This is a genomic window from Raoultibacter massiliensis (assembly GCF_900199545.1).
GTDB classification, from domain to species: Bacteria; Actinomycetota; Coriobacteriia; order Coriobacteriales; family Eggerthellaceae; genus Raoultibacter; species Raoultibacter massiliensis.
In genome coordinates this window covers 793,843-806,815 of the sequence record NZ_LT962670.1, presented here as the reverse complement: position 1 = coordinate 806,815, position 12,973 = coordinate 793,843, and the positions used below count along the sequence as shown (strand labels likewise).

13 protein-coding genes are annotated in these 12,973 nt (G+C 59.0%); 2 read left to right on the top strand and 11 right to left on the bottom strand.

What is annotated here, in order from left to right; genetic code table 11:
• Positions 1–676: 676 nt before the first annotated feature.
• The 5 genes from C1719_RS03315 to C1719_RS03295 all read right to left on the bottom strand — a co-directional run bounded on the left by C1719_RS03315 (position 677) and on the right by C1719_RS03295 (position 6,731).
• A complete protein-coding gene (locus C1719_RS03315; RefSeq protein WP_102373784.1) occupies positions 677–1,423 on the bottom strand; it encodes an amino acid ABC transporter ATP-binding protein in 747 nt (248 codons plus the stop codon).
• Positions 1,424–1,435: 12 nt separating this feature from the next.
• Positions 1,436–2,875, bottom strand: a complete 1,440-nt coding sequence (locus tag C1719_RS03310) for an ABC transporter permease subunit (RefSeq protein ID WP_102373783.1) — start codon at positions 2,873–2,875, stop codon at positions 1,436–1,438.
• Positions 2,876–2,893: 18 nt separating this feature from the next.
• Positions 2,894–3,712, bottom strand: coding sequence for an ABC transporter substrate-binding protein (locus C1719_RS03305; RefSeq protein ID WP_102373782.1), 819 nt, complete (start codon positions 3,710–3,712; stop codon positions 2,894–2,896).
• 180 nt (positions 3,713–3,892) lie between these two features.
• Positions 3,893–4,816, bottom strand: coding sequence for a hypothetical protein (locus tag C1719_RS03300; protein WP_102373781.1), 924 nt, complete (start codon positions 4,814–4,816; stop codon positions 3,893–3,895).
• 112 nt (positions 4,817–4,928) lie between these two features.
• Positions 4,929–6,731 carry an FAD-binding protein gene (locus C1719_RS03295; protein WP_180963445.1) on the bottom strand — a complete coding sequence of 601 codons (1,803 nt, stop codon included), beginning with the start codon at positions 6,729–6,731 and terminating at the stop codon, positions 4,929–4,931.
• 265 nt (positions 6,732–6,996) lie between these two features.
• On the opposite strand from C1719_RS03295, the gene C1719_RS03290 reads away from it, so the two are divergent.
• Both C1719_RS03290 and C1719_RS03285 read left to right on the top strand, forming a co-directional pair.
• Positions 6,997–7,710 (top strand): LytR/AlgR family response regulator transcription factor, encoded by a 714-nt coding sequence (locus C1719_RS03290; protein ID WP_180963444.1) that lies wholly within the window; start codon positions 6,997–6,999, stop codon positions 7,708–7,710.
• Positions 7,707–9,014: an ATP-binding protein gene (locus tag C1719_RS03285; protein WP_102373778.1), complete on the top strand. Its 1,308-nt coding sequence runs from the start codon at positions 7,707–7,709 to the stop codon at positions 9,012–9,014. Before C1719_RS03290 ends, C1719_RS03285 begins: the two co-directional genes overlap by 4 nt.
• Before the next feature lie 34 nt (positions 9,015–9,048).
• On the opposite strand, the gene C1719_RS03280 is transcribed toward C1719_RS03285, so the two are convergent.
• The 6 genes from C1719_RS03280 to C1719_RS03255 all read right to left on the bottom strand — a co-directional run bounded on the left by C1719_RS03280 (position 9,049) and on the right by C1719_RS03255 (position 12,699).
• Positions 9,049–9,786 (bottom strand): GNAT family N-acetyltransferase, encoded by a 738-nt coding sequence (locus tag C1719_RS03280; RefSeq protein ID WP_102373777.1) that lies wholly within the window; start codon positions 9,784–9,786, stop codon positions 9,049–9,051.
• Between the two features lie 78 nt (positions 9,787–9,864).
• Complete coding sequence (locus C1719_RS03275) at positions 9,865–10,512, bottom strand: MarR family winged helix-turn-helix transcriptional regulator (RefSeq protein WP_102373776.1); 648 nt, start codon at positions 10,510–10,512, stop codon at positions 9,865–9,867.
• A 597-nt stretch (positions 10,513–11,109) separates the two neighbouring features.
• The gene (locus C1719_RS15650) at positions 11,110–11,442 is read right to left on the bottom strand and encodes a hypothetical protein (protein WP_180963443.1); all 333 of its coding nucleotides are present in this window, start codon (positions 11,440–11,442) and stop codon (positions 11,110–11,112) included.
• A complete protein-coding gene (locus C1719_RS03265; RefSeq protein WP_102373774.1) occupies positions 11,439–11,903 on the bottom strand; it encodes a helix-turn-helix transcriptional regulator in 465 nt (154 codons plus the stop codon). Before C1719_RS03265 ends, C1719_RS15650 begins: the two co-directional genes overlap by 4 nt.
• A gap of 174 nt (positions 11,904–12,077) precedes the next feature.
• Positions 12,078–12,401: a HigA family addiction module antitoxin gene (locus C1719_RS03260; RefSeq protein ID WP_102373773.1), complete on the bottom strand. Its 324-nt coding sequence runs from the start codon at positions 12,399–12,401 to the stop codon at positions 12,078–12,080.
• 16 nt (positions 12,402–12,417) lie between these two features.
• Entirely contained in the window at positions 12,418–12,699 is a 282-nt protein-coding gene (locus C1719_RS03255; protein ID WP_102373772.1) for a type II toxin-antitoxin system RelE/ParE family toxin, read from the bottom strand.
• Between the last annotated feature and the right edge of the window lie 274 nt (positions 12,700–12,973).

The following is a 12,973-nucleotide window of genomic DNA, read 5'->3' as shown; positions in this document are numbered from 1 at the left end:
CCCTGCATCTCGATGGACTGCCGACGAGAACATGAGCGGGTCTTTCGAGGGGGACATCGAGATAAGCCGATTCCACCCGCCTGATCGCTTCCTCTATCCGGCTTTTCCCAAGCGCCCGCTCGGGAACCGCATGGCGGGCCCCGCTCAATTTGGCAAGCGGCCGGCCCCTCGCTGCTCGCACTATCTGCAATGCCGTTTTGTATCCGAAATAGATACCGAAAACCTCCGACGAGCATGAATGCGAAGCGGATATCGGTGCATGCGCAGATGAAATAGACATGGATCCTCCCTACCCTTTGTTTAAGAGGATCTTGCAAGCATGGTAAAGGAAACGAGGGCACCGTTTCCCAGTGGACCGCTTTGCAGAGCAAAGGGCACCTGCATTGGCTCTGAATGGGCCGATTCTAGCACTTTAAACTCTTGGCGAGCCTGCGAAGCGTTCCGCGATCTCAAAACGCACGGTTTTTACCGATACGCCGCACCCGGAATTCTCGAAGCCAACCGGCCCCTCGCAAGCATCGCCCATACCACCCGGCCATCGCCTTGCAACCAAAAACCGCAGCAACGACCGCCGCCGTCCGGCGGCCACCGCCCGCTCGGCGTGCGAATCCGCCCTAAGCAAAGACGGCGGCTGCCGCATGGACAGTCGCCGCCTGCAGAAAGCGTATTTGCTCGCCTAGGAAATATGCCCGAGGAAATCTTGGGTGCGCTCGGATTGCGGGTTGTCGAACACCTCTTCGGGGGTGCCCTGCTCCACGATCACGCCGCCATCCATGAAGATGACGCGATCGGCAACATCGCGGGCAAAGCCCATCTCGTGCGTGACGACCATCATGGTCATGCCACCGCGCGCAAGCTCTTTCATAACGCCGAGCACATCGCGCACGAGCTCGGGATCGAGCGCGCTCGTAGCCTCGTCGAACAACATGACGTGCGGATCCATAGCAAGCGCGCGGGCGATGGCCACGCGCTGCTGTTGACCGCCTGAAAGCTCCGCAGGCTTGTAATCGACGCGGTCGCCGAGGCCGACCTTGGTCAGCTGCTCGATCGCAATGCGCTCCGCCTCCTCTTTGTTGCGCTTCAAAACCTTCTGCTGCGCCAGCATGACGTTTTTCTTCGCGGTCAAATGAGGGAAGAGGTTGAAGCTCTGGAACACCATGCCCACCTTGGCGCGCACGGCGTTGATGTCGGTTTTCTTCGCGGTGATCTCGGTGTCCTCGAAGAATATACGCCCGCCCGTGGGCTTCTCCAAAAGGTTCACGCACCGCAGCATAGTCGATTTGCCCGAACCCGAAGGTCCGAGGATGACGACCACCTCGCCGCGGCGCACTTCCAAATCAATGCCGCGCAACACCTCGTTGTCGTCGAAGCTCTTGCGCAGTCCTTCGATGCGGACGACTATTTCGTTATTCTGATCGCTCATATCCGCTCACCTCTAACGACTGACATGGTTGCCATTGCGCCGCGCGTCTTCCTTGATGCGCGCTGCAGCATCGGCCTCGGTCGGACCGGCAAACGTTTCGGACATGCGGATGGACCGCGCAACGGCGGCCTCGGTGCCCGGCTCGAACACCGCGCCCGTCGAGCCGTCGGCAGCGGCCTCGGCCTTCTTGTGCTTGCGGCGGCCGTTCGCCATGCGCGCTTCCATCGAGTTGATGAATTTGGTCATGGGAATGGTCACGACAAGGTAGAATCCCGCCGCAACGATGTAGGGAGTCACGTTGCCCGTAGCTGCGGTGATGGTCTTCGCGTACATCATCAACTCCATGACGCCTACGGCGGCCAGAAGCGACGTGTCCTTGTACATGAGGATGAATTCGCTCGTCATCGTCGGAATGACGCGACGCACCGTCTGCGGAATGATCACGAAGAACATGGTCTGCATGCCGCTCATGCCCAGCGAGCGGGCGGCCTCCGACTGCCCCTTGTTGATGGACTGGATGCCCGCACGGAATATCTCAGCCAAATACGCGCTCGAGTTCATGATAAGAACGATGGCGCCCATCATAAACGGATCCATTTGCACGCCCATGAGAGGCAATCCGAAAAACGCGATGTAGAGCTGCAGGAACAGCGGCGTGCCACGGACTATGTTGATATAGGTCGCCCCGATGGCGCGCGGCAGGCGATGTTTCGCCATGCGAAGAAACGACCAGATGAGACCGAGCGGAATAGCCAAGGGGAAGCTGACGATGACAAGGCCCAAAGACATGAGCCAGCCCGAGAACAGCGCGGGAACCGACGTGACGATAAGCGCGGGATCGAAGAAGAGGTGGAGGAACTTGTTGGAGTTCCACGCCTTGACCCACTCCTGCTCGTTAAGCCACGAGGAAGCCTGCTCGACCGGCGAGGTGCTCGAAACGGTGATGATCTGATCGGTTGCAGGCATCTCGTGCTGCTGGCCATCGGCCGTCGTGTAACTGCCAGCCACCCCGTACGTCCCGCCCTCGGCGGGCAGAAGCGTTCGGTTGCACTCGATCATGACAAGCGAGCCAGCCGGTGTCGGCTCGGGAAACGCCACCGCAACCGAGGAGCCGTCGACGTTGGCTTCGGCCTCGACATCCAGGCGGTCGAGCCCGGCGAGCACCGTCACCTTGACGTTTTCGGCCTCGACCGTCGAGCCTTCGGGCAGTTCGAGAACCACACCCGTAACCGATTCGTCTTCGGCAGACTGACCCTGCCATGTAACACGCGTAGCCGTTGCGCCCAGAACGGTCGTGCTGTCGCCGTCTTTGTTCGGCTTGGCGGTCCAGCGCTCCACATCAAGGGCATGCGCCTGGACCGGCAAGGCGAACGAAAGGGCGAGCGCCGCGGCGAAGAGAATCGCCGCGGCGCCAAGAATGTGTTTCCGCGCAAATTGAATAGCGGTCTGCATCGTCACCCTATCCGTTGGTTACTGAAGCCATTTAGCGGCGATTTCGTCGTACTTGCCGCTATCGCGCACTGCCTTGAGCGCATCGTTGAGCGCCTTGGTGAGCTCGGGGTTTTCCTTGCTGACAGCGATGCCGTACTGTTCGCCCGTCGGAATCTCGGCGATGACTTCGCAATCGGTGTAAGCCGTCTTCACATAGTAGTTCGTGACCGGAAGATCGACGGCGATGGCGTCGATCTGACCCGACTGCAGCGCCGCGTAAACAGCGGTCATCTCGTCGAAGCCGGCCATCTCGACATCTTTGATGTTCTCGGCGGCCCACTCGTAGCCGGTCGTGCCGGTTTGGGCACCGACCTTCTTGCCCTCAAGCTGGTCGACCTCGGTGATGCCGGATTCTTTGAGAACCGTGATGCCCTGGTTCACATCGCAGATCGGATCGGTGAAATCAACCTGCTCGAGACGCTCATCGTTGATGGTGATACCGGACACGCCCACATCGGCTTTGCCGCCGGTCTGGATAAGCGGCACGATGGTGTCGAACTTCGTGGACGGCAGGTATTCGCACTCGATGCCCATTTCTTCAGCGAGCGCCTGCATAAGCTCGACTTCGAAACCCTCGGGCTGATCGCCGTTGAGGTTTTCGAACGGCGGAAAATCGAGCGATGCGGCAACGGTCAGCTTGCCGTCGTTGATGAGCGCATAGCCCGACTCGGCGGTTCCCGCAGAATCTCCGCCTTCGGTCTTCGCCTGACCACCGTCACCCGACGAGCAGCCGAACAGCGCAAGAGCCGCGACGAGTGCGCCGGCAACGGCGAACACGCCCATTTTCTTGATGTTCATAGGTATCCCTCCCTCTTTGCATGCTCCACATGCGTTTCGTACTACTGAGCAATCGCTTTACCATAATAAAGCGTATCGTGAGTATTATCCATTACTTCTTTGCGTCTTGGCTGGGATTTCGCTTAACGGAGAATACTTTACATGCGAGAGATACCTACAGCGATGGGCGGCGGCGATGCCCTACGAAGCGGTAGAAGGCTGCATCACCCACGCTATGCACCTTTCGGGAACAGCTGAGTACGCCTGGTAAACACCCAGGTCGGAAGTGTTTTCGGCAAGCGCCCCCAGAAATCGTGTCTTTGCCCCGAGACCGAAGCCCAAAATATCGCTGCCCCCCGATTCCATCATCGCATAGCAACACGATGCACCCTTCCGAGCGAAAAGCCGCGGAAGGTACTGATCGAAGCCGCGCGCGGTCAAGAAGGCTGTGGCATAACCGAGCAATTGCACGTGCGTTTCGTTTCGAGACGCACGTGCCGAAGCTGCTCCGTCCAGCCGATCTTGGCCGATCATCTGCAACGTCACGTGCGAGGCCCCGAAGCCGATCGCCTTTTCGATGCTGCGGCGAAGCGATGCGTACGTTTGCCCCGGCGCTCCGATCGCAATGCTGAAATCAAGAGCCAGCGTTTCGCGGGCCGACCTTCCCAGCACCATAGAAGTCGTATCCATAGCCGATGGATCAAGAAAGCGCCCGAGCGCCATCCATTCGGAGGGGCTTGCCGTATCGTACTCTATGGCAAGCCTCGTAACTCGCCCGCGCTTGCATGCGTTGAGAGTCTCGACGCTCACCATGCCGGGATGCGCCGTCACGGTGATTTCCGCATCATCCGCCATCGCAAACATCCGCGGCAGCGCGCGCAGAAGCTCGGCAAGACCCTCATCGCACATATGGCCTGCGATCCCCTCGCCCACCCATACGGCAGAAACGATGCAATCGTCGAAATCAGGGGCGGCTGCCTCGACTTCGCGATGCAGCGCTTCGAAGTAGGCGCGCCGATGCCGCGCATCCCCCGCAGGAAGCGTGACGCCGCCGCGATAGGAACAAGGAGCCGGTCGAAACGGAATGTTCAGGCGCAACGCAATCGCCCTCTTGTCAGCAGCCATGCCGCATCCTCTCTTCATTTCACAGCGTATCCGAAAAGCGGTCATCGGCAAAAGCGATGATCGGGCGCGCCACAGCACCCGATCATCGCAAATGCACCGAACGAACCGAGTTTTACGCCTGTTCGGCCAGATGTTCGCCCAAAAGCGCGCCGAACACAGTGGCAAATCCGATGCTGATCCCGTTCATCGGAGCGGTGTACTGCAAGGGGAAGCGGCCGCCCGACGCATTGCCGGTCGCGTAAAGGCCTTCGATCGGCTCGAAGTTCTGATCGAGGCACCGACCGTCGCCGTCGATGAACAAACCCGCAAGCGTAACAAGCACGATGTTGGCATTGCGCTGAAGCTTCTCGGCGTAATACGGAGGCTCGCTGATGCGGAACATCATATCGGCAGGCTTGGCATAATCCTCGTCTTTGCCGGCAGCGGCATACGAATCGTACGTCTGCACGGCTTCGACGAAGTTGTCGGCGGCTTCTCCCTCGAATCCCAGATATCCGGCAAGCTCCTCAAGCGTATCGGCAGCAAACAAGCTCTCGTTCACACCGGCAGATCCCGCATCGACGGCGGATTGCAGCGTAGCGGCGAGCTCGTCCATCTTCGCGTCGCTTATGTCGCTCAGGTTGAAATGACCAAGGGCTTGGTTCTGCACGAACTCGCGCCAATGGCCGTTGTCCCATACCTGGATGATATTGCTGTCGATGGGCTGGCGCGCAGACTGAACGCCGGCAACGAACGGCACGCCGAACGCCTCGTTGCAGTATCGTTTTCCGTATTTGTTAATCCACAAACCCGAAGCAGCCCCGAACGTGCCCATGGGAAGCGCCGACGTGCAGCCGCCCATCGCCGCACGCGGACCGAGCTCCATCACGCCACCCGCCCACATGCCCATGCGGATGCCGTAGCCATCGCGGCCCGATCCCACGAGCTCGGTATAGGGATTCGATTCCTGGACCTCGGTGCACAGAGCGCTGTACATTTCAGAATTGGAGCTGAAATCGCCCGTTGCCAGCACAACGCCCTTTCTGGCCGTGAACTTGCCATACGTCTCGTCGGCATCGTTTTGGGCGATGACGCCCGTCACAGCCTCGCCGTCTTTGACAAGCACCTTGGCACTGTACCCGTAAAACGCCTGCGAATCGGGGCTCGCTTCGATCCCCTTGTCAACCGATGCGGTACAGAAGGCGCCTGAAGTCTCGAATGCTCCCGAGCCAAGGTTGATAACCGCCGGATACGTCCAGAAGTACCCTTTCTTGTAATCGTAGGTGCCGCTCGAATTGAGCGAGTTGACTCCCGTCACCGCCGAAAGGTCAGGCTGCAGCTCCATCATCCAATCGACCATCTCACCATTGCGGTGAGCGAACTGCTTGATGAGATCGGGATGGGCGCGGCCGGCGGATTGGAGCTGGTAGCTATCGATGAAATCAACCGGATCGAACGTATCCTTCGGAACGCCCAGCACCTCTTCCTGCCAGGTCGAATTAAAGTGGCCGAGCTGACCGCCGTACGTTTCGAACCCGTCTTTTTGCTGCGCGTCGATAACGATGCAGGTAAGGCCCTTCTCGCACGCCATGCGAAAGCACTGCGATCCCGCGTAACCCGCACCCACGATGACTACATCGGCTTCATGGGTTTCGGTTATCTCATCGTCCGAAATGCTCGGCGCCTCCCCAAGCCAATCGCGGCGCATGGAGTAGTACACCGTGTTGCCGTTCGCATCGGCGCCCACGTTCGACGCCGATGCAGCGGGACTCGCCGCACTGCCCGCCGGCGCCTCTTCCGCCCCAGAAGCACCCGTGCTGCTGGGGCTGCAGCCCACAAGACCGGCGCCCACAGCCGCCGTGCCCGTAACCGCCAAGCCCATCAAAAACGACCGACGCGATAGCCCCGCACTCTGCTTGAATTCGGAATTGCCCATATCTAAACCCCTTCTCTTGTTTTCGGTCGACACGCTCATCGCAGTTCCCAAACCAGGACGCGCATGCGTCTGAGCAAACGCGCAGCAAAACCGCATGCCGACCCCGTTGCGCGCCCATCATGACAAGCGACCCCACGCGGTTCAACGGATATCGGATGTTTGGGCGCGAGAAAGGAACGATTGGGCCAAAGGGCGTTTCGCCGACTTGCTATACTTTGCTCAGACGATGACGGCTTCCCAAACGCCGTCGCGGCTCGGGAGGATCATGGATTCCATTCGCATCTGCATAGTTGAGGACGATGAGCGCGATGCGCTGATATTGCAGCAAGCGCTCGATCGGTTCGCAGACGAGAACGATGCGAGCATCGATGCCATAGTGCTGCGCGACGGCGCGGAAATAGTCGATAACTACCCTCCCGATCTCGATATAGTATTCCTCGATATCGAAATGGGCGGACTCGACGGGCTCTCCGCAGCGCGCGCCATCCGCGCCCGCGACGAAGAGGTCATCATCTTCTTCGTTACCAACATGATCCAATTCGCTCTCGAAGGCTATACCGTCAACGCAACCGCCTACATCGTCAAGCCCCTTCGTTATCCCCTTTTCAGCGCCCACATGGCACGAGCCGTCCAGGCAATCGAACACAGGAAAGAGCATTTCGTCACACTGCGAAGCGGTCGCGAGCAAGTGTTCGTGAACAGCAACAAGATCATGTACGTCGAGACGTCCCAGAAAAGATCGCTCGTCCACACCGATGCGAACAGCATCTTTTGTTCGGAAGCGCTGCAAGCGATCGAGAAAAAGCTTGATTCCGGTCAATTCTTCCGCGTGCATGCGTCCTTTCTCGTAAACCTGGCCTACGTCGATACGGTCACGCCCAAAGACGTCATCGTGCGGGGCACGGCCATTCCCATAAGCAAGCACCGCAAGCGCTTCTTCATGAAGGTGCTTGCCGATTACAAAGGACGGTTTCTGTGATAACCGCATACTTCCTGGAAACGACGGGCATCATCTGGTACGTGCCCTGCCTGCTCGAATGCCTCGTGTTCTTCTTTCTCATCAAGCCTCTGGGCAGCAAGAACCCCTTCGGATGGAAAGATGCCGCCGCCGCAATCGCCCTGATCGCCTATCAAATGCTGATAACGTACCTGCATCAGCAGTTCTACCTCGATTTCGTGCTTTGCCTTGCCGGCTACTTCGTCTACCTCACATATGAAAAATGCTCGAGCAGACAGCAGAACCTCTATGTGAGCTGCGTGTTCCTGCTCTGTGTCGAAGCAGGCAAAATCGTCGCCCTCGACCTGCTCATGCAACCGATCGTAGGCGCGCTGTCGCAATGGTCCCCCCTCGCCGTCACGCTCCTGAATTTCGGGCTCACCTTCGCAGTGCTCTCCATCGTCGCATTCATCGCAAGCCGTTGGCTGTTCGACAGCGGCGCAGAGAATCTTTCATGGACTCAATGCGTTTCCATTCTGCTGCCCATCATCCCCTTCATGTTCCTTCGCTCGCGCAGCTACGCTTACGAGAATCCCGATCAGCCCCTCTATCAAGATATGGTGCTCATCCTGCTCATGCTTATAGGCTCGATTATCGTCATCATCGTAGTCAACGCAGCCAATCTGTCTTCGGTGGTGAAGAAAGCGGATCTGCTGCAGATGGAGGCGCTGCTCAACGAGCAGCACCAGCACTACGCGATGAAAAAAAGCGCCGTCGATGCGGTGCGCAGGCAGTACCACGACCTGAAGCATTATCTGGGGACCCTTGAAGAGAGTCGCGACATCAGGCAGGTCCGGGCTTTTGTCGAGGGCATGAGTCAAACCATCTCCCCCTTCGAAGCATTCGTCGAAACCGGCAACGAAGCAGTCGACATCATCCTTGCCGATAAAGCGGGGCTATGCCAACGTGAGCGCATCAGGCTCGTTCCCTACGTCGACGCAAGCCGCCTGAATTTCATGAGCAGCTTCGAGCTTTGCGCGCTGTTCGGCAACGCGCTCGACAACGCCATCGAAGCGACAATCCCCCTTGATGACGAATCGCTGCGCGAGATCTCGCTCAAAGTATCCTACGATCACGACCTTATGGTCATGCGCCTCGCGAACCGATACGCAGGCGACCTCCCGAAAAAAGACGGCCGCCTTGCAACGACGAAGCCGAACAGCGAAAGGCATGGGTTCGGCATGGAGAGCATCGACGCGATAGCCAGGAAACACGGCGGAGCCATGAGCTTTGACGCCGAGGGCGGAACATTCACGCTCAATGTCGTCATTCCCGTACCGCGCTGACGCTTTTGGATTCGATATCCCGTTGGGTCGCCATCTATCCGGCCGGCAAGTACGCAGGTTCCGGGACCGAGCTCACGGCCCCCAGCTGCACGGCGCTATCTGCCCGGCGAAGCGACGCAAGGTCGAGCCGGTACTTCTCGGAAACGTAGTCGTAGCCTTCATCAAGCGCAAGCATCTGCATCGACGGATTATGGCTTTCGAGGTACACGGCATCGACACCGAGCATCGGAGCAAGCGCCGACCACATCGACAGCATCTGGCTCATATAGCCCTTTCCTCGGTGCTGGGGAAGCGTATAGCACGCAACCACCGTCGCACCCTGCTCCGCCCCACCGCGAACGCCGATGGCAGGCATCCGATCGACGATTTCAAGTCCCGACATCGAAACCGCTTCGCCGGCAACCTCGACAAGGGCGAAATGCACGACCTTGTCGAGGTTGCGACGTACATACGCCTCCGTTTCAGCACGAAACAAACGATGCGATTCCTCCGTCGCCGAGAGGCCCCAGCACTCCATCGATTGAGCGCAACGAAACGCGCAAATCGTCTCGATGTCCTTGGCCTCGGCGAGTCGGATGGTCGCCTCGCCGACCGCTGCCAGACGATCATCGTTGGAAGCCGCGCGCAGCGCCGCCGGGGCGGAGGGAACCCGAATGACGAGATTCAACGCCAAATCTCTGATCTCCCGAGAGTAGCCATCCTCTTCCTGCAAGCCGACGGATGCTTTTCCCGCGCCGTTCGCCTGCTGCAACTCGCTCATGTTGTCTTCCACGCCAGCCTCCTGCCCGCCTCGGTGCAGCCGCACCGGATTCCATAATCATCATGCTACGCTGAAACGTCGCCGGTTTCGCTATTCGCGTCCGAAACCGCCCTGATGCCGTCCGCCGCCGTGCCGTCCACCGCCGCGAGGATCGAAACCCCCGAATCCCGCATGCGGCCCGAATGCCTCAAACGGGGGGAAGCCGCCCTCGTCGGTCGTGCATCCACCGTCGGCGAAGAACTTCCTGAACGCCTTCTCGCGATTGCGGGCCATTGCCTCAAAATCCTCGCTGCAATCGCCAATCTCGGCACTGACATGGGCAATCATGCGATCGAGATACTCGCCAAGGGCGTTTTTCTCATCATCGCTCAGGCAATCGAACATGTCGGCTCCTCCCGCGGCACCCGACGGCTGCTCGACTTCACGGCCCTTTTCGGTCAGCTTAACCACCATTACGCGCTTATCCTCTTCCGACTGTTCCCGCACAATGTACCCCTTGGATTCAAGCTTGGAGAGAAGCTCGTTGAGGGAAGATGTGCGGATGCCCAATACGCTTGACATGTCTTTGGTGCTCACCCCGTCCTTTATCTTCAGGAGGGCGAGGATCCGCCCCTGCCCCCGCATGGGATCGGCAAGGGGGCTGGCGCCTTTACGGGCGAACCGACGGCGCATCAAAAGATGCTGCAAGGTTGCCAGTTTTTCATACAAGTGCATATTGACGTTCATCGTTGGTTCCATGAGCGTGCTCCTAACATTTCTAACAGGTACCGTTTATTTTATGAAGAGTTCTCCATATTACCTGTTGAAATTGCTATGATGCCCTTCTTATGCCGGTCGAGACTCACGGCCCCGAGATCGCATCCCGCCATCCAATAGCATGCGCAGGTGCATCGTGCAGAGCTTTCCCGAAAAGCATCCGCAGCTGCCGCCGGAAGGCTGGCATGCCGAATCGAGTTCGCGGACAAAAGCAAAAACGCCAGCCCTCATCAGGCCGACGTTTTCAGGAAGCATTTTTTCACGCGGTTCGATCTTTTACTTTTCCGATTGCGCCGCTCCAGGGGCGCCGGGAGCCTTCGGGGCTCCGGGAGCCCCAGGCGCCCCTGGAGCCTTCGGGGCGCCAGGCGCTCCAGGGGCGCCGGGAACTCCCGCCCCCGCCGGCAGATCCGCTCCGCACGCGGGGCACACCGTATCGGAAAACTTCGCACTGGCGCCGCGCGAAGCACCCCCCCCCAAAAAAACAGGGGGTCTGGCATCTTGCGCCGCATTTATGCACAATACCGACAAATCGGAAGCGCTCCACGCGGTCGGACACCTGCCGCGCGCCGCACGACAGCCTCAGTGCTCGCGCACCTCGATCACTTCGCTCAGGTCGGCGATTCGCACCATGCGCCCGACTTCGTTTTTCCGATTGGTGGCAAGGAGCACCCACACGTCGTCGAAGTCGACGACGGTCCCCTTGCCTGACAGTCCGTAGTCGAACGCTGAATTCAAATCCTTCGCCGTGAATTCGCAGAACTTGCCTTTAAGGGCGGGCAACTGCTGCACGATCAGCGCTTCCTTCCTCGAAGCCGTATCCGCCTCCTCTTTCTTCCGCTCGGGGTTCTTGGGTATCTTCCATGCAATGTAGAGCAGCGTGATGGCGATGACCAGCAGTAGGATTTCGGTCATGACGCATCACCGCATATCCTGATGCTGCCGATCGCATCGATGTCGATCAGCTGCACCACGGTCTCTTTCTTCAGCATCGCATTTGTTCGCTCGTATTCGACGCGCAGCCACTGGTCGCTCACATCGAGCACCGTCATACGAGGATCGCCCGACCCAACCACTACCATCAGCATGTCATCGGTGAAGGAAATCCTGCAGATCTTACCCACAAGCGTTCGCGCAACGTGCAGATCCTTGGGCGCAGATTCAGGTGCCATCACCACTTCCACCTCGTCAGCCACCAGGTCGTCGAGACCGAGATGATACAAACGCGCGAGCTCTGCGGCTTTATCGAGCGCAGGCGAGCCCTGACCGCATTCCCAATTCGATATCGTCTGCCGCGTCACGCCGAGCAGATCGGCAACCTCCTGCTGGCTCAACCCCTGTTTCCGGCGCAGCCTCATAAGCTTCTCTCCGAGCACGCTCTCTCCTTTCGACGGTCTCCATTGTGAGGCAAGCGCATTGCGGAAGAAAGCAAATCCCTTGGGAACTCTGTCAAATCCGCTTGGCAAAAGCCTTTCAGCCGTTCAGAAGGATTAACCGACAGTTCGACCCTGCCGCCGAGAAAGCCGCCAGACACCCGTTTCGTCGCCGCCCTACTGCGCCGCCACCCCCGACAGCGGTTCAAGCGCTTCGATTTCTTCAGAGTGCAGCTCAAGCGAATCCCAAAGATCCACATTGCGCTGCATATTCGACCAGTACTGGGGAGTCGTACCGAACACCCGCGCCAAACGCAAGGCCATATCGGCGCTCACCGCCCGACGCTCGTGCACCAGTTCGTTGACCGACTGGCGCGATACCGCCAACCGCTTCGCAAGCGCCGCCACGCTCAAGCCGAAATCGGGCATGAATTCCTCGCGCAGCATTTCGCCCGGATGCGTGGGCCTGCGGGCGATGAGAAGCATTTCCTTGGCATTCATGACCTTTTCCCTACTCTCAATGGTAATCGCATATCTCTACGTCGTAAGCATTTTCTTCGCGGAAGGAGAAACATATTCGCCACTGATCGTTGATCGAGATCGAGTAGAGTCCGAACCGGTCGCCCTGCAGTCGATGGAGACGGTTGCCGGGCGGCACCCGTAAATCATCGACTGCATACGCGTTGTCGATCATATCGAGCTTGCGCAGAGCACGCGACCATATGTCGCGCGGAAGCTTACGCGCGCAGCCGTCGCAGAACAGCGACTCCGTTTCCCTGTCGGCAAACGTCTTAATCACCGCGAGGCATCCTTTCGACAACGTAATTGTACCATGTAACGTGACGCGTGACAATTGTGGCTTATACGACTTTTCGGCTCGTTGGCTGCTCCCAAGCTCCCGCCCTGCTCCGCGGCCCAACCCCAACCTGCCGCCCCGCGGCGCAGCCCTGACAGCGAATTGGAGTTTCAAGGCGGAAGCGAACGGTTTTCCACGGAGCGGGATTCGGCTTCGCACGCAGCCGAATCCTTCGATGGGGAACGGAAGGAGCTCACGGCTGCGCACGCCATCGGAG

Bases quoted from the DNA above. Each gene is read 5' to 3' on its own strand.
- C1719_RS03290 (WP_180963444.1), top strand. From the start codon at position 6,997: ATGGATTCCATTCGCATCTGCATAGTTGAGGACGATGAGCGCGATGCG.
- C1719_RS03300 (WP_102373781.1), bottom strand. From the start codon at position 4,816: ATGGCTGCTGACAAGAGGGCGATTGCGTTGCGCCTGAACATTCCGTTT.
- C1719_RS03260 (WP_102373773.1), bottom strand. From the start codon at position 12,401: ATGAATGCCAAGGAAATGCTTCTCATCGCCCGCAGGCCCACGCATCCG.
- C1719_RS03275 (WP_102373776.1), bottom strand. From the start codon at position 10,512: ATGGAACCAACGATGAACGTCAATATGCACTTGTATGAAAAACTGGCA.
- C1719_RS03305 (WP_102373782.1), bottom strand. From the start codon at position 3,712: ATGAACATCAAGAAAATGGGCGTGTTCGCCGTTGCCGGCGCACTCGTC.
- C1719_RS03295 (WP_180963445.1), bottom strand. From the start codon at position 6,731: ATGGGCAATTCCGAATTCAAGCAGAGTGCGGGGCTATCGCGTCGGTCG.
- C1719_RS03310 (WP_102373783.1), bottom strand. From the start codon at position 2,875: ATGCAGACCGCTATTCAATTTGCGCGGAAACACATTCTTGGCGCCGCG.
- C1719_RS03315 (WP_102373784.1), bottom strand. From the start codon at position 1,423: ATGAGCGATCAGAATAACGAAATAGTCGTCCGCATCGAAGGACTGCGC.
- C1719_RS15650 (WP_180963443.1), bottom strand. From the start codon at position 11,442: ATGACCGAAATCCTACTGCTGGTCATCGCCATCACGCTGCTCTACATT.